The following is a 24,753-nucleotide window of genomic DNA, read 5'->3' on the forward strand; positions in this document are numbered from 1 at the left end:
AAAGTCTTAATCGAAATATGAGTCATGAACTCGGACGAACGAATAGTTTACCTTGGCTTCCTTTCTCAATCATAAATCTAATCAAATTTCAAAAAACAAATCTAAAGGACGCAGGAGAAATCTTCGCAAGTAACTCCGCAAAGAGAATCAAATCTTTGTCGAGCTTCTCGTGGAGATTTCTCCCCTGAAATGACAATATTGTGTTTAAACTTTGCGTCTTAGAGCCTTTGCGAGATTAGTGTTAATTTTTTAGAAACTCAAAAAAAGGATTTCCGCTTCTATTCCTAACGCAAACCTATTCATTGGAATTTTTTCCCTTCTAAAATAACCTCAACTTATTTTCATCTTTTTTTATTCTTATGATTTGAGTCATAAAATAGAGCCTCCTGCCCTATTTAAATTTGTAAATATCAAACTCTAAACACATTTATTGCTTTAGAATCTGAATATTTAATCCTAATCAAATCCTAATTATTAAAAAATGAATCCACATCAAAAAGAGCTTATCAAAGCTACAATTCCAATTTTAAGAGCAAGTGGTGAAGACCTTACCAATTATTTCTATAAAAGAATGTTTACACATCATCCTCAATTGCGCAACATGTTTAATATGGGAAATCAGGCCAACGGAAGACAAAAATCAGCGTTGGCAAACGCAGTTTTGGCTTACGCTGAAAATATTGACGATCCGAGTGTTTTAATTGGTGTTCTAAAAGGAATTGGAACAAAACACAGAAGTTTAAACATCCAGCCCGATCAATATAAAATCGTAGGAACACAACTTATCGCTTCAATTGGCGAAGTGGTTGGAGAAGCCGCAACACCCGAAATACTAGACGCCTGGACAGTTGCTTTTTATCAGCTAGCACAAATTATGATTGATATTGAAAAAGAAATGTATCAGGAAAACAGCGCCAAGCCCGGAAGTTGGAACGGCTGGAGAAAATTCGTAATCAAAAAAATCGTAGAAGAATCCACCGAAATCAAGTCCTTTTATCTGTATCCCGAAGACGGAAAAGAAATCACCAATTATCATCCCGGTCAATATATTAGCGTTCAGGTTTATGTTCCTGAATTAGAACTTTTGCAACCCAGACAATACAGTTTATCAAGCGCTTTTAATCCCGAATATTATAGAATTTCGGTAAAAAGAGAAAGCGGAATTGCGCCAAATCCATCCGGTTATGTTTCGAATACTTTGCATTCAAAATCAGAAGGCGACCACATTTCCATCTCTGCTCCTGCCGGATTATTTCATTTAGAAAAAGATTCTCAAAATCCGTTAGTTTTAATCAGTGGCGGAGTTGGGCTTACGCCGATGTTAAGCATGCTGGAAACGAATTTAAACAACATTCAGAATAAAAAAACTATCTGGATTCACGGCTGCAGAAATGAATCTGTTCACGCATTTAAAGATCAAATTACAACATTAAAAGAAGAAGCAAAATATCTTGAAACCTTTACTTTTTACGACACTTTAGAAAATAAAAATGAGATTCAAAGTGAAATAATTCAAGGGCGCGTTGATCTTCACAAATGCAAAGATTCTATTTTATTAGATCAGGCAAAATATTACATCTGTGGTCCCGAAATATTTATTAAAACACAATACGAAACTTTAGTGAATCTAAATGTAAGTCAGGAAAATATTTTTTACGAAGAATTCGGACCTCAGCTGATCAATTTAAATTAAGATGAAAATGGTTCGGTTTCAAAATAAGAAATACCTAATTCCGGTATTGCAGAATTTGACAACAACGTTTTTTATCACCTTTACACTAGCCAGTCTTAATTGCACAAACAAATCTGCTTTTTTATTTTTTTGGATGCGTTCGTGGCTGGTTGCGGGTTTAATTTCGAACTTGTTTTCATTATTTATATTTTCGAATAAAAAGTAAAATGCAAAAGCCTTCATTGTTTATGAAGGCTTTTTTAGTTATGATATCTTTATATTCTAACCAAATTACGATAATCGTATTTTTTATAAAGATCTACGTTTGCTTTTTCTTTCTTCAACTCGATTAACTCGTTTTTTATCTCAACCCGATACCATTGTTCAGGTTTAGTATGCGAAAATGTGCTAAGTTTTAAAACCAATTTTGCATTTAATTTTCTCTCTCCAGAAAGATATTTGTGAAGATTACTATCACGCATTTCAAAATACGTAGCCAATTCTTTCTTGGTTAAATTAAGTGCTTTCAAATACATCTTAACAAAATCAAGAATTTTTAAAACTTCTGTATCATCACTTTCATTCTGTATATAATCCTCTAACTTATATTGAATAGAAAGTAATTGATTGGTAAGTAACCTTTCTTTAGATTGTTTGGCAGAATGAGTAGATATAAAATCTTTTAAATCATTGTTTTTTTTATCGTTCCAAATATCATCAACTTGAATTTCTTTATTTTTCATATTTGCTACTTTAAAAATTCATCTATTAACTTTTGTCCTCCTTGAGGCGGAATGACCATCGTGGTTTCTCTAAATCTTAGTGCATGGTACTTTTGACAATACATTGCCATTAATTTTATTTCATCATTTTTGTCTTCTTCCATTACATCAAAGGCCAGCCAGCCTGTAAAATCTCCTTCTCCTTTTGTAAAACTTAGTCTGCAGGCATAAGCAATTAGACAACCTGCAACATTATCATATTCTTTTATTGTTCCCTTATTATGTGGTGCTATTTCAACATACGCCATATAAGGTTCAATCTTATCTTTCATTTCAAAAATTAAACAGCCTTCAATTTTTTCAAAAGTTTCCTCAGAGATTAAAACGTATGTTTCAAAGTTTTTCTTTTTCGAATGTTTATTAAAATTAAATCGCCATCCGTCTGCTACCGAAGGAAGGCTTATTTTTATTAATTTTGAATCTGAAATCTTAGCATCGATTAAAACATTACCTTCTATTTTTAATATTTTCACATTCATTTAAACAAATTCATTATACAAATATAGCAAATAATTATACATATTGTATAATTTAAATTCGTTTAATTACTCCTCAAAAAAACAAAACTTTTACTATCCGCTTTCAACATGTTTCCTTCAAAAGAAATAGCAATCATTCCTGCTTTTCTTGGAGAAACGCCCGAATTACTAAAATGCGTATGTAAAACATAGTGCATAATATTGTTTTTATCCCAAAAAACATCACCATGACCAATTCCGTTTTGATTGGTATTTTGTCTGCTAATGATCGGACTATCACTCGATTTTTCCCAAGGTCCGCACGGACTTTTACTTGTTGCGTAACCTACGGCGTAATCCGGATTTCTAAAATCATTTGCTGAATAAATTAAATAATACAAGCCATTGTGTTTTAAAACTGTTGGACCTTCTGTAACTAGCCAATCTGTATTTTGAGTATTTTCCCAGGGTAAAGTTCCGGCAATGCATTCTTTTAGAGTTTCGGTTTTTATACTTTGAAGATCATCATTTATTTCGGCTACAAAAATTCGGTTTCCGTTTGTTAATCTCACATGATAGAGATATTTTTTACCATCATCATCAATAAAAATAAAAGGATCAATTTGGTTTCCGGTTTTAATAATGGGTTCCTTCGATTCACTTTTAAAAGGCCCAAGCGGATTATCGCTTGTGGCAATCGCAATATTTTCATTGGCAGTATAAATCATGTAAAACTTCTTGTTGTATTCCAAAATTTGTGGCGCCCAAAAACCTTTATCACCATAAGAATCTCCTTTTTTTAAAGCCAAACCATTTTGTGCTCCCGCAGGACCACTCCACTTTTTTAAATCCGAAGAAGTATAAACCAAAAATCCTTCGCCATTAGTTTGATTTCCTGTCGTTGTTCCGTACAAATAATAAATTCCCTTATTGTAGAAAATAGTGGGATCAGCCAAAAGAATATTACCTGATTCAGATTCGGTTGTCTTCATTGGATTATTTTCCTGAGAGCAACAAATGAAAATACAGAGGCAAGTTATAAGAGTTAATATTTTTTTCATTTTATTATGGTTTAGTTTTTTTTATAATGAATCGTTTGTCATCCTGACAGAGGAAGGATCACACTAATAATTCGACAACAGTTTAACATAATGTAACCACAATATTGTCATCCTGACGGAGGAAGGATCTCCGCAAGTAACTCCGCACAGAAAACCGCCAATCTTTGTAGAGTTACTTGCGGAGATTCCTCGTTCCTCGAAATGACAAGCATTGGCGACCTATTAGTCTGCTCTTTCCTCCGACAGGATGACAAATCGCATTCACATTATCTAATTGTCTAATTTTCAAATTATCTCATTCTCAAAATTTCACAGTTCACATCTCACAAAAAAACCTATTTCACAGAAAACTGATAAAGCGAAACCGTATGATATTTTTGTCCCGTCTTCAAAACAATTGGTGCAAATTTTGGCTGATTTGGAGCATCTGGAAAATGTTGTGTTTCGAGAGCAAAAGCTGTTCTAAAAGCATCTTTTGCACCAGATTTAAAAGTGTTTTTCGATTGCATAAAATTCCCACTGTAAAATTGTAATCCCGGTTCTTCGGTAAAAATATTCAATGTAATTCCGGATTTATCTCCTGAAATTGTTGCAGCATGATTCAACCCGTTTTTCTTTTTTCCGTTTAAAACGTAATTATGATCGTAACCTTTTCCGAAGGTTAATTGCTCATCTTTCGTTTCAATCCTTTCACCAATTGTATGTTTTGAAGTAAAATCAAATGGTGTATTTTTAACCGCTTTTAATTCTCCCGTCGGAATCAAACCTTCATCGACAGGCGTAAATTGATCTGCATAAATCTGCAATTCATGGTTTAAAATCGAATCGCTTCCTTCTCCATTCAAATTAAAAAAAGCGTGATTGGTTAAGTTTACTAAAGTTGTTTTATCAGTTGTGGCTTCGTATTCCATTTTAATAGTTTGATCCTCTTCAATCGTGTACGTTACTTTTACAGTAAGATTTCCAGGAAAACCTTGCTCACCATCTGGCGAAACATAACTAAAAACCAAAGTATTTTCATTCGTTTTACTAACATCCCAAACTACATCCTGAAAACCTTTAATTCCGCCATGCAAAGCATTTTTGCCATTATTCAACGGAACCTGATATTTTTTTCCTTCCAATGTAAATTGTCCTTTTGCAATACGGTTTCCAACTCTTCCGATAGTTGCTCCAAAATAAGGTTCTGTCGAAGTTTTAAAACCTCTTGCACTATTCATTCCCACAACAACATCAGTTTGTTTGCCATTTTTATCAGCAACCCAAAGTCCGATTAATCTTCCTCCGTAATTAGTAAAAGCGGCTTTAATTCCTTTGTTTTCTATCCAATATAAATTGACTTTTTTACCATCAATTATGGTATCAAAATTTTTAGTTTCCAAAACCGGTTTTATCGAATCCGTCACCATTTCCTGTGAAGTTTCTTTGGAAGTTTCAGCCTTATTATCTTTACAATTAAATTGAAAAAGTGCCAGCAAAACAACCGCTGCAATTTGAATATTCTTCATTTTTATGTCATTGCGAGGAAGACCTGTTCGCTGGGGCGAAAGCAATCTCATCCTCTGATTAATATTTTTAAGTTTTATTTCGATGGAATTTCCAATATAGCTGCTTCATTCACAGGTTCGCCCAAAACAGGAAAACCATTCGCATCCCAACTAATTTTTTGCATTCTTGGTGATCTTTTACTTCCGCAGCCTTCACCGGGATTTGAATTGGCGTGATACAAAATCCAGTCTTCTTTTCCATCGGGAGATTTAAAAAACGAGTTATGTCCGGGCGCGTAGACTTTGTTTGCATCCGATTGTTTAAATATTGGTTCTGCTGATTTTTCCCAAGCCGATGCCTCTAATAAATTATCTCCACCTTTAAAGGTTAATAATCCTAAAGCATAAAAATCTGTCCAGCAGCCGCTCGCAGAAAACACGATGAAAATTTTATCGCCATTTTGTAAAAACTGAGGCCCTTCGTTTACATTTACCTGTGGTGGATTTTTCGCATCATTCAACTTTCCGTGTGTTTCCCAAGCATGTTTAGGCGAAGAAATTAAAACTCTGTCGCCTTCAATTTCAAGCGGATTTTTCATTTTTGCGATATAAATATTTTGCTGTCCGTTGCTATCGCCTTCCCAGCCCGCCCAAATCATATAGAGCTGTTTTTTATATTCGAAGACATTGCCGTCAATCGCCCATTTATCGGTTTTAGCAGCGATTTTTCCTTTAAATTCCCATTTCCCTTTAAATGGATCTGATGCCTTATTTTCTAAAACATACATTCTGTGTGTATTGTTATCGCCATTATCGGCAGCAAAATAAGCGTACCATTTTCCTTTTATGAAATGAAATTCCGGTGCCCAGATATCTGCAGAATAATCAGTTCCTTTTGGTGCTTTCCAAACCACTTTGCTTTCGGCGTTTTTTAGATCAGCGAGATTTTTTGTTTTCCATAAAACCAGTCGATCCTGCAAGGTATTTGTGTAGTAATAGTAGCCTTTATAAAATGTGCTATACGGGTCTGCGCCCGAAGGCAAAATTGGATTCGAAAAAGTTTTCTGCTGCGAATATCCACTTGAAACAATCGCTAACAAAAAGAGAATTAAATATTTTTTCATTTATATATTTTTTATTGTTGGGCGTACTTTTAAATACGTGATTCCTCTTGATTAGCTTTGTCAAAGTTTAAAACTTTGACAAAGCTTCAAAAGCAAACACTAACTTAAACTAACCAATTTTTGAATTATGAGTTTACTCCAAATCCTAACTCAAAACTCAAAATTCATAACTCATAACTTTTTTCCAAATTTCTTCACCAAACTATCATATTCATTTCTTGAAATTGAAATCATACAACCGTGACGTACTTTTTCAGGTAAACTATATTTGTCCCAATCAGCAAAAAAGGTATATCCTGAAGCCTGAAACCAAGGTCCGTTGAGATTATCTGCGATTGATAATCCGTAAGAAACTCCGGGATATTGTTCGTAATACATGTACCAGATTTTATCATCCGGTGACGGAATCAACATTGGAGCTTCTCTAAAATTGGGGCTTATCGATTGTTGGGGCAAAGAATAAGGTCCTAAAAGCGATTTTGATTTCGCTATTCGAATAGTTTTTCCGGTTGTCCAATACAACGTTGGATAGGTTTCATCTTTGAGAATGGCGTAGTAGGAATCGCCTACTTTACGAATAAAAACGTCTATTGTTCCCATATCCCAATCAAACAAACGTTTTGGAGTTCCTTCAAAAGTTTTTAGATCTTTTGATAAAACATACAACGTTCTTTGGCTTGCCCAATAACGTTCCGGATCTTCTTTTGTTCCGTCCAGATGCGGAGTATGCCACGTCATTATGAATTTTCCGGAATCTTTGTCGTAATACAATTTTGGTGCACCAATTCGCTGTAAAGCATTCGCATAATCAGGTGTGCTTTTTAAATCGGGTATGTAATTCGAATGCTTTTTCCAGGTAATTAGATCATCGGAAACCCAGATATTAATACTTTTTGCATCATCTCCTGTGTTTCCGGCTATGTAATATTTGCCGTCAGGACCTTTGCAGATATCGGGATGTCCTTTATATTCTTCAAAAACCCTTTTTCCGTTGTTTAAATTTTCCCAATGTAAACCATCCAGACTTACCGAATAATATAATCTTCCGTAATCGCTGTGTGTCATATGCGCAAAAAGATAGGCTTCGTTCTTCGGTTTTTCACTGCCTTTTACTTTTCCCGGTGGATCTGGTTGTTGCGCTTTCGCGGAAAATCCAATTAGGATTGCAACCAGAAATATGAGGTGTTTTATGAAATATTTTTTCATTGCTATTCTCTTTATTTATTAGGCCGCGGATTTCACGGATTAAACGGATTTACGCAGATTATTTTTTTATGAATTATAATTGAAAACTTAAATTTCAAAATCCTACTGTAATTTGATCTGTGAAAACCTGTTTAAATCAGCCAAATCCGTGGGCAAAAAAATTATCTAATTGACTAATTTTCTAATTCTTCTTATTCGCCTCAGTCGTCATTTTTTTAATCAAGTCTGTCTCTGCTTTTTTATAAGGAGTTCCGTCGTTATGAAACACTTCGTGAAACCACACTTTTGGCTCGGCGTCGTATTTTTTTGTCCAGCTGTCCCACGCATATTTGGTTTGAGTTTTTCCGTCGACTAATCCCCAGTTGATCATACCAATATTGTATTTCCTAGCTACTGGCAAAAAGCCTTCGAACGTGCTTCCGTTTGGTCTTGCCATGTATTCTGTACAAATTAGCGGTTTTCCGTAACGCTGTAATTGTTTGATTACTTTTTCGAAATCCTGCGGCGTGTTGTAATTATGAAAAGTAATAACGTCTGATTGCTCGATTTGCATTTTGTGCATTGGCTGCATCTTCGTTTCGTCGCTCCAGTCTCCTGCCCAAACTCCTGAAGTCAATGGCTGTGAAGGATTACTTTCTCTCGCCCAAACGAAAGCATCTTTTAAAAGCTTTAAAACCAAATCGGCTTTGTTTTTAATTTCGATTTTTTCGTAAGATGGTCCCGTCATATTATCCGGTTCGTTCCATACATCCCAACCCAAAATACGTTTATCATCTTTGAATTTTGAAACGGTTTCTTTTACATATTTCTCTAAACGAGGATATTGCGTAGAATCCTGCAGTACTTTTTGTCCCGGACTCTGAACCCATCCTGAGTTGTGCGTATGTGGTTTTGGCGCACGTTGTTTCCCTAATGCCGGAAACGGATCCCAGCAGGAATCAAACAAAACAAATAAGGTTTTGATGTGGTGTTTATCTGCAATTCCTAAATAAGCGTCCATACGTTTGTAAAGCCCTTCGGGATCTTGTTTGTGTAATAAATCGTGCAGGTACACGCGCATTACATTCATCCCAATTCCTTCGGCCCACCCTAATTCCTGATCAATTCTTTTTGGGTCAAAAGTATCGGCCTGCCACATTTCTAACTGGTTAATGGCGGTACTTGGATAATAATTGGCTCCAACCAGCCAGGGCTGTTCTGCGTACCATTTATTAGCTTGGTCTTTTGTCCAGATTTCTCTTTTTTCAACTACCGCTGTTTCTGTTTTATTTTCTTCGGTATTGCTTTTTTTGTTGTTGCAACTAAGCAATAAGGTTCCTGCTAACAAACATGTTAGATACAAATTAATTTTTCTCATTATAAATTTTCTTAAGTAAAATGAAGATTTTTTGGTGATAAGGGAATCGAATTATTAATTCCTGATTCCCTAATATATTTAAACGTTATGTATAATTATTCTAACACATAGAAACATAGAATTATTGAACTCAAAAAAGGCGTTTCACTTGCATTAACACACATAGCTATGTGTGAGAAATAAGTTTCTTTTTTATCCTTTTTCACAGATAAAAAATCTATGTTTCTATGTGTTAAATTATTCTTTTTGCATTACACCAAACGGGTTATTTTAATATTCCGGGTGTTGATCCAGATTTGGATTATTGTCTACATCAACCTGTGGAATTGGTAATCTTTGATTTTTACCAACTGTAAAGTTTTTAAAATCCGGATCACGAAGTGCGATTTTATCAACAGAGGCTTGGGTATCCAGATCTCCCCAACGTTTTAAATCTTCCCAACGAACACTTTCGCCGGCTAATTCTAAAACTCGTTCCATTTTTAATCTTTCTAGAAACAAATCATGATCGTTTCCAATTTCAGGATGCGCAACAGCTAAAGTATTCATGTTTACTCGCGCTCTAACCAAATCAACATATTGATAGGCATCTGCAGTATTTCCCAATTCGTTTAGAACTTCTGCATAGCGTAATAAAATGTCTGCATAACGAATTAATCTGTAATTAACCTGACTGTAATAATCTTCATTATCTCTATAGTAATCACGGCTTCCTTTTCTAAACCAGGCTTCATCATTGTTCCATTCCCAATTTTTTCCGTACGTTTTGTCTCCAAAATCAGCTAATAAATCTGGATAATATAAAGTCCACCTTAAACGAATATCAAAATTACCGTCTTTATTTTGTTCTTCTTTAAAAGCATTTACTAACCAAAAACGAGCCTGACCATCTGACCAGCCAATACTTCTTGGAGCAAAAAACTGAGCACGATTGCTTGAAACCGCAGCATTTGGATCTTCACCTGTTCCTCCTTTTCGTTGATCTCCAAACTGAATTTCAAAAACAGATTCGCTATTGTTTTCATTTACATCTGTAAAGTTGTCTCTATAATTAGAAACCAAACTGTATTTTGCTCCTGCGCCAGAAATTAAATATTCTAAAGCAGCTTTCGCATCAGTCCATTTGTGCTGTTGCATGTATGTTTTTGCAAGAAATGCTTTTGCTGCTCCTTTGTCTGGCCTTCCTGTTTGGTCTCCTGCCCAATCTGCCGGCAAATCTTCAAACGCTTCGTTCAAATCTTTTTCGATCTGGGCCCAAATTTCGGTTACATTTTTTTGTTGTGGTAAATCAGCTGGCGTCGATGGCTCCAAAACCAGTGGAATATTTTCCCAAAGAATGGCTGCATAATAGTAATTCATTGCTCTGAAAAACTTTGCCTGAGCGAGAATTTTCTTTTTATCATCTTCATTTTGAAAAGTAATATTCGGAACATTGGCCAATACCTGATTGCATCTAAAAATTGCTTTGTAGGTATCTCTCCATGTTACATTGTTGCCTTCCCAAAAATTATAATTGATATAGTTGAATCTGGTCCAATCTGCCAATTCTGTCCACGGACTTACACTGTAACCTTCATCAGAAGTTAAATCCAGACGGAAATACATCCATCTTGCCCATAATCCATCTTTATAAAACATGGCATATATAGCGTTTACACCGGCTTGTGCATCACTTTCAGTTTTCCAATATTGTTCTGTTTCAATATCGGTCTGGCTGTTTAGGTCCAATTCATTTTCACAAGATGATGCAAAAAAGAGACCTAAAAAAATTATGGTTATTGTTATTATTTTTTTCATTACGCTGTTTTTTTTTAAAATTAAAAGGTAAATTCAACACCAAAAGAATACGTCTGAAGATTTGGAAAAGCACCATTATCAACACCTCTTTCAAAAATCCTGTTATCGCCAGTATTGCTGAATTCCGGATCTAAGCCTTTGTATTTAGAAATTGTAATAACATTTTGTGCAGACAATGTTAATCTTGCTCTGGTGATTCCTGTTTTTTCTAAAACACTATCAGGCAGGTTGTATCCAAAACCAATATATTTTAGTCTGATAAAATCGCCGCTTTCTAAGAAACGGTCGCTGTCTCCTCTTGAATTTAAAGTTGAGCCTTTTGTAACTCTTGGAAAATCAGTATTTGGATTTTCAGGTGTCCACGGCTGAATTCCTGTTCTATAATTGCTATTATCATCAAAACGATCTACAACACTTGTAAATCCATTATAAACAGTAGCACCGTGCGAAGCAATCCAGTTCATCGAAAAATCAAAACCTTTATACTCAGCTCCTGCGTTTAAACCCATTTCAAATTCCGGCCACGGACTTCCAACAATATCCTTGTCTTCGTTTGTAATTTCTCCATCACCGTTAACATCCTTAAAACGAATGTCTCCCGGCACAGCATTTGGCATAATTACTTTTCCGTCAGCGTTTTTGTAGTTCTGAATTTCTGTTGTGTTTTGAAACAATCCATCTGTTTGCAGTACGTACCACATTCCTACCGGATTCCCGCTGCGGGTTATGGTGTTTCCAACAATATTTTCGTTTTGACCGTTACCTAATGAAACCAGTTTGTTGGTTACTTTTGTGAAGTTTACAGAAGCATTAAAAGAAAAATCATTAATCTTTTTGCTATACGCCAATTCCAGTTCGATACCTTTATTTTCAACCGTCGCAGCGTTAGCGGTTGGGTTTCCGCCATCGTTTCCTGTAGTTAACAAAATCGGAAAACCAAATAATACATCTTCTGTACGGGCAATAAAATAATCTCCTGTAAAACGCAGATCATTATTTAAAACACCAAGATCTAATCCAATATTAGTTTGTTTTAATTTTTCCCAACGCAATTGAGAATTTGCCAGTTTCACCTGAGTTGCAGAAGGATATAAAGTCTGTCCATCTCCTAAAACAATTTGTCCGAAATTATTAATAAAACTTTTAGATTCATATTCTCTAATATTTCCAGAACCTAATTCTCCGTAACTTGCTCTTAATTTTAAGTCTTTGATGAATGCTGATTTAAAAAACGATTCGTTGCTGATTCTCCATCCTGCAGAAACAGAAGGGAAATTCCCCCACTTATTCCCATCGCTGAACCTTGATGATCCGTCACGTCTGATTACGGCATTCAATAAATAGCGATTATCATAATTGTACTCTAATCTTCCTAAATAAGAGGTCAAAGCAGCTTCGTTTATAAAACCTCCAACTACCGGCGAATCTCCTTGATTTAGAACAGTATAATATTGACCTGTCGCTGAATTTATGGGAAGATTTCTCTTTGTTCCGTAAATTTGATCGTAAGTATCTTTTTGAAAAGTCTGACCTACTAAAATCGTAATGTCATGTTTGCCAAATTCTTTCTTGAAATTCAATGTGTTTTCATATAAGAATGTTTGTGATCTTCCTCTGTTTTGATCTGTGTAGGATTGATCCGGCGGTTGGTTAAGAGACCAGTTTCCCACTTTTCTTAAAAATTTATAAGAATCAATACTGGTTTCATATCCAAAATTGAAACGGTATTTTAACCACGATGCAAATTTTATTTCTGACCAGATATTTCCTCTAATTCTGAAATTTTCATTTAAAGTATTGGCAAAATCAGCAATGGCCAAAGGATTGGTACCAAAAGTATCAGCAACACCCTGCTTTCCGTAACCATAACCTCCTGGATTTGAAGCGTCATAAACCGGAATTGTAGGCGTTAATCTGTATACATCAATAATTGGATTCCCGGACATTTCATCTGTTTTTGAATTGCTGATGGCTAAGTTTTCTCCAATACTGAAAATCCCTTTTGAACCGCTTGAATTTACTCGAAATGAGATTCTGTCAAAATCAGTTCCAACAACGGTTCCTTCATTTCCAAAATAATTGGCCGACATGAAAAAGGTAGAATTTTCTCCACCACCTGCAAAACTTGCATTGTAATCCTGAATCATTCCTGTTTCAAAAACTTCATCCTGCCAGTCTGTATTTACTGCCATGTTAAGGTTTTGTCTTGTAAATCCAGCATTATCATAAGCCATGTTATTATATTTTGTAAACTCTTCGGTTCCCATTAAATCATATCTTGGCATAGTGGTAAAACTTGTTTTTGCCGAAACTTCAACCTGAAGCGGACCTTTTTTACCTTTTTTGGTCGTAATAATAATTACACCATTTGCTGCTCTTGAACCATAAATGGCTGCTGCCGATGCATCTTTTAAAACCTGAATACTTTCGATATCATTTGGGTTGAAATCTCTGTTCGCCGTTGTCACTAAACCATCAATTACATACAATGGATTTGAGCTTTGAAGGTTCTTTAAACCACGAATTTCAATATTGGCTTCCTGTCCCGGACGCCCCCCGCCGCGAACTTTAACTCCGGTTACTAAACCCTGTAATCCGTCAGCAACTGTAGTGATCTGACGTTTCTGGATTTCTTCTGCTTTTACTAATGAAATGGCTCCGGTAAGGTCTTTTTTCTGTTGAGAACCGTAACCTACAACAACAATTTCATCCAGTTTTGTGGCATCTTCCGGTAAAGAAGCGTCTATTGTTGTTTTGTTATTTATTGCAATTTCTAGAGTTTTAAATCCCTGCGAACTAAAAACCAGTGTTTGGTTTGGCGCTGCCGAGATTTTATATCTTCCGTCAAAATCTGTAACGGCGCCATTTTTGGTATCTTTAATAATGACATTCGCAAACGGAATTGGTTGTCCGTCGGCAGAAGCTACTTTTCCGGTAATCATAATTTGCTGCGCATAAGATTGCTGAATTAGCAAACTAAAGAAAAACAAGAGGTAATACCTCTGTTTTAAAATTTGGTTGAACTTTGTTTTCATTGGGTTTTGATTTTAGATAGTTTCATTTTTTGTGGTTGGTTTCAATCATATTATTAAAAACTTAATCGTCTGGTTTTCGAACAAAATAATTAATATTGCTCTGACTAATTGTATGTTCATTTTGGTTCATAATTACTGATGATCTGTTTTTTGAAACTTAATTTTATTGATACTGTATTTTTTTAGCTTAAAAATTATCAATATGGTTTATTTAAAAACCCAAAGTAGATGATTTTTATTCAAAATAAAATGATTCATTTGTGTCAAAATCTCTCTCAAATGATTCAAATTGTATCAATTTTGACTTAAAATAAAATTATTGCAACATTTGGAATAAGATTGAGACGATTTGCAGAAACTCATTTTTACATAAAAAATTATAACAATGCGTAAATTCTTTCTTTTTATATTTTTTTTACTTTTTTCTATAAATTTTATTCACGCTCAGGAATATTATTTTAAACATTTTCAGGTCGAAGAAGGACTTTCAAACAACACCGTTATTACTTCAATTCAGGATGAAGATGGTTTTATGTGGTTTGGCACCAAAGATGGCCTGAACCGATTTGACGGTTATCGTTTTAAAACTTACCGAAGTCAAAATGATCCAATTCAAAGTCTGGGAAGCAATTATATTCAATCGCTGCACGCCTATAAAGGCACAATTTGGGTAGGAAGTGATAAAGGTTTGTATCAATATGACAAAAAAACAGATCAGTTTACGGTTTTAAACGAAGCGATAAATGACCGAATTAACGATATTAATCATGATCAAAAAGGAAATATCTGGTTTATTTCGGGTAACATTTTATACAAATACGCGCCATCAAAAAAGGAAACCAAAACTTTTAGCCCCAATAAATATTTTGTTGCGACTTCTATAACTCGAGATGCTAAAGGAAAAATCTGGGCTTCGTCTTTAAACAAAATCTATCATTATTCTGAAGAAAGTCTTTCGTTTGAAAATATTCCTCTAAATCCGCCCGTAAACAAAATCAATTTCAGGATTACGGTTATTTATGCTTTAGACGAAAATAATATTGCAATAGGAACACAAGATCACGGTATTTTGCTTTATAATCGAAAAGATAAAACAACGACCGATTTAAAATTCTCAACAAAAGAACCTGTTTTTGTACGTCAGTTTAAAAGAAGAGGAAACCAAGAATTGTGGATCGCAAGTGAATCCGGCGTTTATGTTTATAATCTGAAAACCAAAAACAGCGTTAATCTCAAAAAAAATTACAACGATCCGTATGCGATTTCAGATAATGCGGCGTATTCGATTACAATTGATAAAGAAAACGGAATCTGGATTGGAACTTATTTTGGCGGCATCAATTACCATCAAAAACAATACACGCAATTCAAGAAATATTTTCCGCAGAAAAATCAGAATTCCATTAGCGGAAGCGCGGTTAGAGAAATCCACAAAGATGATGCAGGCGATTTCTGGATTGGAACTGAAGATGCCGGTTTGAATAGATTTAACCCAAAAACAGGAATATTTACTTCGTATTTGCCTAACGGAAGCAAAAACAGTGTTTCGTACTATAATATTCATGCCTTGCTTCCGCGAAAGGACAAAATTTGGGCAGGAACTTTTGAACATGGTTTGGATGTTTTAAACCGAAAATCGGGTGCGGTTATTAGACATTATTCTGCCAATGACGCTTCGACGGGTTTGCGAAGTAATTTTATTTTTTCTTTTTATGAAACCAAACAGAAGGAATTATTGGTAATTACAACTTCCGGGATTTATAAGTATAACGAACAAAAAGATAATTTTGAGATTTTAAAAATGTTTCCTGAAACGGCGCATTATACCAATTTTAAGGAAGACAGTGAGGGAAATTCGTGGGCTGGAAGTTATCGTGACGGTTTATTTTTTTATAATCCGAAAACGAAAAAAAGAGAAGTTTTTATATACGATTATAAAAATCCGAACGGTATTAGCAATAATTCGATCAATTCTATTTTTGAAGACAGTCGAAAAAATTTATGGTTTGCAACTGAAAATGGTTTGAATTTATTGGATAAGAAAACCAGAACTTTTAAAAAATTCACCACAAAAAACGGTTTTCCGAGTAATGTCGTTTACTCAATTTTAGAAGATGAAACCAAAAATTTATGGTTAACGACTTCTAAAGGTTTGGTAAAATTTAATCCGGATCATAAAACGATTAAAATTTATACAACTGCAAATGGCTTATTGAGTGATCAGTTTAATTATAGTTCGGCTTTTAGGGACAATAATGGCGATATGTATTTTGGAAACCTCAACGGCATGATTAGTTTCAATCCGAAGAATTTTACCAAGAATAAATACACGCCTTCAATTTTTATCACCAATCTGCAAATCAATAACAAAGATATTGACGTTAATGAAAATGATTCGCCAATAAAACAATCTATTTCGCATCTTGATGAATTAGAATTGGATAACAATCAATCGTCGTTTAATCTTGAATTTGCATCTTTAAATTTTACAGCTCCGGAACTTACAGAATATTGGTATAAACTTGAAAACGTAAATAATGACTGGGTTTATCTGGGACGCAACAACAAAGTTTTCTTTACAGAACTTGCTCCGGGCGATTATGTTTTTAAAGTAAAATCACTGAATAGTTTTGGTGTCTGGAGTAAAGAAGTGGCATTGAAAATTGTAATTCTGCCGCCTTTTTGGGCAAGTTCTTATGCTTATTTCTTTTATTTTCTATTGATTTGCGGTTCGTTTTATTACATCATTCGTTATTCGCAAAACCTGACTCAAATTAAAAATAACCGTAAAATAAAACATCTGAACGACGAAAAAGAGAAAGAAATTTATCAGGCTAAAATTGACTTTTTTACCAATGTTGCACACGAAATCAGAACGCCTTTGACACTTATCAAAGGTCCTTTGGAAAAACTTTTAGTAATGGAACATCCATCTGCAGAAGTGCCGCAGAATCTTTCTATAATGAAGAAAAACACGTCGAGATTACTGAAATTGGTGAATGAATTACTTGATTTTAGAAAATCTGAAATTGGCGGTTTAAAACTGACTTTTGTTGAAGCCAATATTTCTTCTTTGGTTCGAAATTTACATTTGCGTTTTAGTCAATTGATTGAAGAAAGAGGAATTGAATTTGAACTGGAACTGGGCGAAAAAGACATTTTTGCTTTTGTGGATAAGGAAGCGTTTAAAAAAATCCTGAGTAATTTGATTAATAATGCCATTAAATATTCTAAAGATAAAGTTTCGATTACACTTTTCAGGGATGAAAAAAAACTGACTTTGATCGTTAAAAATGATGGCGATTTGATTCCCTTTCAATTAAAAGATAAAATTTTTGAACCTTTTTTCAGGGTTGATAATATGGATTCGGCTTCCGGAACAGGAATTGGGCTTTCGCTTGCACATTCGCTTACACAATTGCACAACGGAAGTTTACAATTGATTGCCGATTCAAAACTAAACATCTTCGAAGTTGTGGTGCCTTTGCATCAGGAAGAAGAATTTATGCTTTATACAGATGCTGAAAAAGATGTAAACCAAAAAGAAACAGAACCGGTTGAAAGAGAAATAAAACAAGAGAAATCGCAAATTTTGGTAGTTGAAGACAATGAGGATCTTCTCCAGTTTATTACAACAGAATTGGGTTCATCATATATTGTTTTAAAAGCTGACAATGGCGAAAATGCCTTAAAAATCATTCATAACGAAAACATTCAGCTTGTTATAAGCGACGTTTCTATGCCGGTTATGGACGGAATTACGCTATGTAAAAAAATTAAAACAAATTTGGAAACAAGTCACATTCCGGTGATTTTATTAACGGCAAAAAACTCGCTTAAATCTCAAATTGATGGTCTTGAAGTGGGCGCTGACGCGTATATCGCAAAGCCTTTTTCGATGGATTATTTAAAAGTTCAGGCGAATAATTTAATCGAAAACAGAAAACAGATTATGAATTATTATGCGAGTTCACCGCTTTCGCATATTAAGAGTATTGCGCATAATAAAACGGATGAAAAGTTTCTGAAAAAACTCGACGAAGAGATTTTGAAAAATATTACAGATCAGGATTTAAGCGTAGAATCTCTGGCAGAAATCATGAACATGAGCCGATCAACCTTGTATCGAAAAATCAAGGATATTTCAAATTTGAGCCCGAACGAACTGATTAATCTAGTGCGTTTAAAAAGAGCCGCTGAACTACTTTTAAATGAAAATTACAAAATGTACGAAATCGCCGAAATGGTAGGTTACAAATCGCAAACCAGTTTTGGACGAAATTTCCAAAAGCACTTTGCCATGTCGCCATCTGACTATATTGCGATGAATAAGTAAACAAAAGAGTCTGTAATTTATTGCTTTTTTTGAAGGAGAATCCCTAAATTGATAAAAAATCTAAAAAAAATAGTTTTATATTAGCTAAAACATTTCTACCTTAATACAATGAAACATCAATACAATCTTTTACTTGCAGACGACGACGAAGATGATTGTGACTTTTTTAAAGAAGCTCTCGACGAATTACTTCTTCCTACATCGCTTGTAACGGTAAATGACGGAGTACAACTTATGGATTTTTTATCTGAAAGCGGTGCGGAAAATTTACCCGATATTTTGTTTCTTGACCTAAATATGCCCCGCAAAAATGGTCTGGAATGTTTAACGGAAATAAAACAGCTGGAAGAGTATAAAAATCTTCCGGTCATTATTTTTTCGACTTCCCTAGACCGAAATATCGTAGATTTAGTTTACGGAAAAGGAGCTGTTTATTATATTCAAAAACCCGGTGAATTTTCTAAATTAAAAAAAGTAATTGGAAGCGCCTTAAATATTGCATCTGAAAGCAATTTTAAACAGCCTGCAAGAGAAAATTTCATCCTTCAACCTTAAATTTATTTGAATGGGTATTACAAATAAAGAGCTTTATTTTTTAGAAGGTGGCGAAGAAATGGGGAAACTCATGCGATCTAAAGATTGGAGTAAAACACCTTTGGGCGATCCGGCTTTTTGGCCCCAAAGTCTTTGCACTATGCTGTCTGTAGTTCTTAATAACCCTTTTGGAATGTACATTGCATGGGGAAATGAATATACACAATTGTATAATGACAGCTTTAGGCCTATTTTGGGTTTAACTAAACATCCGGAAGCTTTAGGAATTAGTTCTAAAGAAACCTTTGCTGAAATTTGGGATACCATAAGCCCTATGTTTGCGGATGTAATGAAAGGAAAAGCTGTTAGTATTCCTGATTTTATGGTGCCTTTAAACCGAAATGGATTTACAGAAGAATGTTACTTTGATTTTTCATATAGCCCGATCAAAAAAGAAAACGGAGAAGTTGGCGGCGTTTTGGTCACCGTAATTGAAACTACCGAAAAGAAAAAAAATTCTGAAGCCTTAAAACAAAGCAATATCCGATTTCGAAATAATATCATGCAGGCTCCTGTAGCAATGTGTGTTTTTAGAGGTAAAAATCATGTTGTTGAAATTGCAAATGAGCGAATGGTTCATTTATGGGGAACTACAAATGAAGAAGTCATTAACAAACCCATTTTTGAAGCATTACCGGAAACTAAAAACAATTATCTTGAAAGTTTACTGGATAATGTATACAAAAAGGGCGAAAAAATTACTGCTAACGAACAACTCGTTAAACTTCCCAGAAATGGAAAAATAGAAGACACCTATATCAATTTTGCCTACGAAGCACTTACTGAACCTGACGGAAGTATTTCTGGCGTTGTAGCCGTGGCAATTGAAGTAACATCTCAGGTTTTATCGAGAGCAAAAGTTGAAGAGAGCGAGCATAAAGTACGAGCATTGGTAGATAATGCACCTTTTCCTATTGCAGTTTATGTGGGGAAAGAAATGCGGATTGAACTTGCAAATGAGTCTATTATCAATATTTGGGGAAAAGGAAACGATGTCATCGGAAAATCTTTTAAAGAGGTATTGCCGGAACTTGATAATCAGCTTGTATTTGAGCAGATTAATGAGGTTCTTGAAACAGGAAAATCGTTTCATACTCAAAATACACCGTTGGATTTAACGGTAAATGGAAAACTTCATACTTATTATTTTAATTATAGCTTAACGCCGCTTTACGATATAAATGGTAATATTTATGGTGTAATGAATACGGGAGTTGATTTGACTGATTTAAATCTGGCAAAGAAAAAAATAGAAGAAAGTGATAAGCGTTTTCGTAATACTGTAAAACAGGCTCCGGTTGGAATTACCATTTTGCGTGGTAAAAACCTTATGGTAGAAATGGCAAATGAAGCCTATTTAAAATTAGTAGGCAAAGAAGAAAAAACCTTTGTTGGCAGACCTTTATTTGATTCGTTGCCTGAAACAGAAAAAACGGTAAGTGATTTATTAATTGGTGTATTGGAAACCGGAATTCCGTATCACGGAAATGAACTTCCCGTACCAATCAATAAATTCGGAAAACTGCAAAATCTTTATTTTGATTTTCTTTATCATCCTTTAAAAGAAGAAAATGGCGAAATATCCGGAATTATAGTAACGGTTACCGAAGTTACCGAAAAAGTTCAATCAAGAAAAATAACAGAACAAAACGAAGAACGCCTTAATATTGTTGTAGAAGCCAGCGAACTAGGAACCTGGGAATTGAATGTAAAAACAAAAGAAGCCATTTATTCGCAAAAATATCTTGAAATAGTTGGCGGGTATGACACTCATATTCAATTAACACACGAACAATTAATAAAACATATTCATCCCGATGATATGCCTGTACGAAACAAGGCACTTAAAAGCGCTTTTAGAAAAGGATATTTACAGTATGAAGCGAGAATGATTTGGCTTGACAAATCGATACATTGGATGGAAAGCAAGGGGAAAGTTTTTTATGATGAAAACAACAATCCCGAAAAATTAATAGGGACTATAAGAGACACTACTCTGGAGAAAAAAAATCAGCAGGAACTGGAGGATAGCGAAAAAAGATTCCGTAATCTGGTGATGTATTCTCCCGTACCTAAGGCAATACTGAAAGGACGCGATATGATCATTGAAATAGCTAATGATGTTTTATTAAAAAATATTTGGCGAAAAAATGAAAGTGATGTTCAGGACAAAAAAATCTTAGATATATTTCCGGAACTCAAGGAACAAAAATATGCCCATTTGCTAAACGAAGTTTATACAACCGGCAACGTCCATTCTGAATCTGAGTCGTTAATTTTTATTAATGGCAAAAACGGCGGTCATGAGATGTATATTGATTTTGAATACGCGCCAATGCGTGAGAAAGACAATAGCATTTCTGGAATAAAAGTGACCATAATTGATGTTACCGAAAAAGTTCTGGCAAGAAAAAAAATAGAAGAAAGCGAAAAAAGATTCCGTTCTTTAACAGAAAGTATTCCGCAATTAATCTGGGAAACAGATGAAAACGGAAACTCTTTGTTTGCATCCGGAAAATGGTTTGAATATACCGGCATTCATCCTAATGGAGAAGCAGAATGGAAAGCTATGATTCATCCGGATGATTATGAAGAAAATGTCAATATTTGGGCTCATAGTCTGGCAACAGGAGAAGTTTACAGATGCGACGTAAGGGTAAAAGGCAAAGATGGAAATTACAGATGGCATGCCGTTATTGGGGAACCGGTTTTTAACGAAGAAAATAAAATCATAAAATGGGTGGGCGCTTTTACAGATATTCAGACTGAAAAGGCTTTTACAAACGAATTAGAAAAACAGGTTGCAGCAAGAACCGAAGAATTGGAGCGCAATAATATGGAACTGGAGAAAATGAATAAAGAACTCCAGTCTTTTACGTATATCTCAAGTCATGATTTGCAGGAACCGCTTCGAAAAATTCAGACATTTGCTTCGCAAATTATGGAACGGGAATCTGAAAATTTATCTGATGTTGGAAAAGATAAGTTTCAGCGAATGCAAAACGCAGCCAACAGAATGCAAACGCTTATTAATGATTTACTTTCTTATTCAAGGACAAATACTCAGGAAAGAATATTTGAAAAAACAGATATTTCTGAAATTATAAATGAAGTAAAAGAAGATTTAAAAGAAGAATTGGAACTAAAAAATGCAGTTGTTGAAAATACAGAATCCTGTGAAATTAATATTATTCCATTTCAATTCAGACAATTAATATATAATTTGGTAAGCAATTCACTTAAATTTTCTAAACCGGATATTCAGCCGGTTATAAAAATTAAAAGTAAAATTCATCAGGTAAAAAGCTCTGAAGACAATTTTACAAACGAAGGAAGTTATTGCCATATCAGTATTTCTGACAATGGAATTGGTTTTGACCAACAATATAACACTAAAATCTTTGAAGTTTTTCAGCGTTTACACGGAAAAGAAAAATATAACGGAACCGGGATTGGCCTTGCTATTGTAAAAAAAATTGTAGAAAACCATAATGGCTATATTACCGCCAAAGGTGAAAAGGATAAGGGTGCCACTTTTGACATCTATATTCCTTTATAATCAGAAATAAAAAAAAAACGGAAACAACTTTTATGGAGCTGTTTCCGTTTTAATCCTCACTTCTGTGAAGTCAGGATTGCTTCAAAAAAATAAATTATCTTGTGTATACTGTAATTACACCTGTAGTTTTATCTTTCAATTTTAACTCTTTGTTCGTTAAATTCATGATATCAGATGTTGAACTTACATTTCCGATAGTAAGAGTCAAGTCATTATGAGATCTTACGTAAGTACCTGTTGTTTCTGTTAAAGCGCAATTAGATCCTTGATAATCACCTATAACTGCCGTGTTACTTAATCTTAAATCTAGATAGTCACCTGGACAACCTGCTTGATTTGCCGGAGCATCAACCAATTGTTCCTGACCGTCTACTATAACACCTTGTTTACTAAGATTGTATTTACCTTGAATAGGAACAATTGTTTCTCCTTCATTATCGTCGCTACTACAAGATGTTGCGAACATACCTAAGCTTAATGCTACTACGAATAATATTTGTTTTAAATTTTTCATGATGTGATCTCGTTTTAATTATTTTTTAATTACTAAGTCAAAATTAGTAGGAAAGAAGCTGACGTATGTTCTATAATTTTTGGCATTTTTTACATAATTTATATTTTTAGATATTTTTAACTAAAATCATTGCATAATTATCGGTTATTGACCCATAAATATCACTTTTGTTAATTTTTATCTAATATTAGCTTTTTGAGATAAAAAATATAGTTAACCATTTCATAACCTTTACGTTACGCTCAATTTATATATGTTTTATTAATTTGATTAAAACTATATATCATGAAAATCTTCAATCTATCATTCCTGACTTCATTTAAAGAATGGCTTTTTTTAAGAGCAATGCAAACTACTTTCCTTCATTAATATTAAAAAAATAAAGGAAAGCAGTATTTAAATGAATAAAATTGACCACTCTCTACTAAATAAAGAACAATTTGGGAAGGATTTCCTGTGGGGAGTCTCTACAGCCGCTTTCCAAATTGAAGGAGCGCATGATGCCGAAGGTAAAGGTGCTTCGATCTGGGATGTTTTTACTTCTCAAAAAGGCAAAATAAAAAATGGTCATCACGCTATTAATGCATGCGATTTTTATAATACTTATAAAGATGACATTAAGTTAGTACGACAGCTAAATATCCCAAATTTTAGATTTTCCATTAGCTGGTCGCGCATTATGCCTACGGGAGTTCATCCTGTAAATCAGGCGGGAATTGATTATTATAATAAAATCATTGATTTTTTAATTGAATGCCAAATTGAACCCTGGATTACACTTTATCATTGGGATTTACCACATGCATTGGAATTAAAAGGTGGATGGACCAATCGGGAATGTGTTTCCTGGTTTTCAGAATATACTGAGGTTTGTGCACAATATTTTGGCGACAGGGTTAAGAACTGGATGGTGATCAACGAACCTTCTGTTTTTACTGGCGCAGGATATTTTTTAGGAATTCATGCTCCGGGAAAAAAAGGAATTACCAATTACATCAAAGCCATGCATCATGTAACATTGGCCACGGTTGCGGGCGCAAAAATATTGCGAGATAAAGTTGCTGATGCAAATATTGGAACCACTTTCTCCTGTACCCATATTGAACCTTTCTCGGACAAACCTGCAGATGTTCAGGCCGCAAAAAGAGTCGATACGCTGCTGAACAGAACTTTTATAGAACCTATTTTAGGACTTGGATATCCGCAGGAAGATTTACCGGTGCTTAAAAAACTCAACAGTTATATTATAAAAGGCGATCTTGACAATCTTTCTTTTGATTTCGATTTCATTGGATTGCAATGTTATACGCGCGAAGTAGTAAGATCATCAATGCTGATTCCGTATATTGGTGCCGAATTGGTTAGTGCCGAAAAAAGAAATGTAATTACCACCGAAATGGGATGGGAAGTTTATCCTCCTGCCCTATACCATGTTTTAAAAAGATTTAACGGCTATAAAAACATCAAAAAAATTATTATAACCGAAAATGGTGCTGCTTTTCCGGATACTGTTACAAATGGAAAAGTATACGATATTAAACGCACTCATTTTATACAGGATAATTTAGAGCAGATTTTAAAAGCCAAACACGAAGGCTTAAATGTCGATGGCTATTTTGTCTGGAGTCTTACCGATAATTTTGAATGGGCCGAAGGTTATAATGCAAGATTCGGATTAATTCACGTTGATTTTGAAACTCAAAAAAGAACCATCAAACAATCAGGATTATGGTTTGGTGAATTTTTATCAAAACACAACTAAGAAAACAAA

General features: G+C 34.5%; 15 protein-coding genes. 5 read left to right on the forward strand and 10 right to left on the reverse strand.

The genetic code is table 11. From position 1 onward, the window contains the following. Positions 1–481 precede the first annotated feature (481 nt). Positions 482–1,693 carry an NO-inducible flavohemoprotein gene (hmpA, locus tag SD960_RS17435; protein ID WP_318805034.1) on the forward strand — a complete coding sequence of 404 codons (1,212 nt, stop codon included), beginning with the start codon at positions 482–484 and terminating at the stop codon, positions 1,691–1,693. Positions 1,694–1,947: 254 nt separating this feature from the next. Here hmpA and SD960_RS17440 read toward each other — a convergent pair whose 3' ends face one another. The 9 genes from SD960_RS17440 to SD960_RS17480 form a co-directional block, all read right to left on the reverse strand. Next, positions 1,948–2,415 (reverse strand): helix-turn-helix transcriptional regulator, encoded by a 468-nt coding sequence (locus SD960_RS17440; RefSeq protein WP_318805035.1) that lies wholly within the window; start codon positions 2,413–2,415, stop codon positions 1,948–1,950. 5 nt (positions 2,416–2,420) lie between these two features. Further along, entirely contained in the window at positions 2,421–2,933 is a 513-nt protein-coding gene (locus SD960_RS17445; RefSeq protein WP_318805036.1) for a hypothetical protein, read from the reverse strand. A 62-nt stretch (positions 2,934–2,995) separates the two neighbouring features. Next, on the reverse strand, positions 2,996–3,904 hold the full coding sequence (locus SD960_RS17450) for a glycoside hydrolase family 43 protein (protein WP_318805037.1): 909 nt from the start codon (positions 3,902–3,904) through the stop codon (positions 2,996–2,998). A gap of 404 nt (positions 3,905–4,308) precedes the next feature. Continuing rightward, positions 4,309–5,481, reverse strand: coding sequence for an aldose epimerase family protein (locus SD960_RS17455; RefSeq protein ID WP_318805038.1), 1,173 nt, complete (start codon positions 5,479–5,481; stop codon positions 4,309–4,311). A 74-nt stretch (positions 5,482–5,555) separates the two neighbouring features. Next, positions 5,556–6,584, reverse strand: a complete 1,029-nt coding sequence (locus tag SD960_RS17460) for a glycoside hydrolase family 43 protein (RefSeq protein ID WP_318805039.1) — start codon at positions 6,582–6,584, stop codon at positions 5,556–5,558. A gap of 171 nt (positions 6,585–6,755) precedes the next feature. Then, entirely contained in the window at positions 6,756–7,790 is a 1,035-nt protein-coding gene (locus SD960_RS17465) for a glycoside hydrolase family 43 protein (protein ID WP_318805040.1), read from the reverse strand. A gap of 181 nt (positions 7,791–7,971) precedes the next feature. Then, complete coding sequence (locus SD960_RS17470) at positions 7,972–9,147, reverse strand: cellulase family glycosylhydrolase (protein WP_318805041.1); 1,176 nt, start codon at positions 9,145–9,147, stop codon at positions 7,972–7,974. Positions 9,148–9,417: 270 nt separating this feature from the next. After that, positions 9,418–10,944: a RagB/SusD family nutrient uptake outer membrane protein gene (locus SD960_RS17475; protein WP_318805042.1), complete on the reverse strand. Its 1,527-nt coding sequence runs from the start codon at positions 10,942–10,944 to the stop codon at positions 9,418–9,420. A gap of 20 nt (positions 10,945–10,964) precedes the next feature. Continuing rightward, positions 10,965–13,979: a TonB-dependent receptor gene (locus tag SD960_RS17480; RefSeq protein WP_318805043.1), complete on the reverse strand. Its 3,015-nt coding sequence runs from the start codon at positions 13,977–13,979 to the stop codon at positions 10,965–10,967. A gap of 385 nt (positions 13,980–14,364) precedes the next feature. Between SD960_RS17480 and SD960_RS17485 the strand changes: the two genes are divergently transcribed. The 3 genes from SD960_RS17485 (at position 14,365) to SD960_RS17495 (ending at position 22,468) form a co-directional block, all read left to right on the forward strand. After that, positions 14,365–18,315, forward strand: coding sequence for a two-component regulator propeller domain-containing protein (locus tag SD960_RS17485; RefSeq protein WP_318805044.1), 3,951 nt, complete (start codon positions 14,365–14,367; stop codon positions 18,313–18,315). Between the two features lie 108 nt (positions 18,316–18,423). Beyond that, the gene (locus tag SD960_RS17490; protein WP_318805045.1) at positions 18,424–18,870 is read left to right on the forward strand and encodes a response regulator; all 447 of its coding nucleotides are present in this window, start codon (positions 18,424–18,426) and stop codon (positions 18,868–18,870) included. A gap of 10 nt (positions 18,871–18,880) precedes the next feature. Next, positions 18,881–22,468: a PAS domain-containing protein gene (locus SD960_RS17495; protein WP_318805046.1), complete on the forward strand. Its 3,588-nt coding sequence runs from the start codon at positions 18,881–18,883 to the stop codon at positions 22,466–22,468. 94 nt (positions 22,469–22,562) lie between these two features. Here the strand turns inward: SD960_RS17495 and SD960_RS17500 are convergent, their stop codons facing one another. Next, a complete protein-coding gene (locus tag SD960_RS17500) occupies positions 22,563–22,934 on the reverse strand; it encodes a lipocalin family protein (RefSeq protein WP_318805047.1) in 372 nt (123 codons plus the stop codon). Positions 22,935–23,382: 448 nt separating this feature from the next. Between SD960_RS17500 and SD960_RS17505 the strand changes: the two genes are divergently transcribed. Next, positions 23,383–24,744, forward strand: coding sequence for a GH1 family beta-glucosidase (locus tag SD960_RS17505; RefSeq protein ID WP_318805048.1), 1,362 nt, complete (start codon positions 23,383–23,385; stop codon positions 24,742–24,744). Positions 24,745–24,753 lie beyond the last annotated feature (9 nt).

The organism is Flavobacterium sp. MMLR14_040 (assembly GCF_033657265.1).
GTDB lineage: Bacteria > Bacteroidota > Bacteroidia > Flavobacteriales > Flavobacteriaceae > Flavobacterium.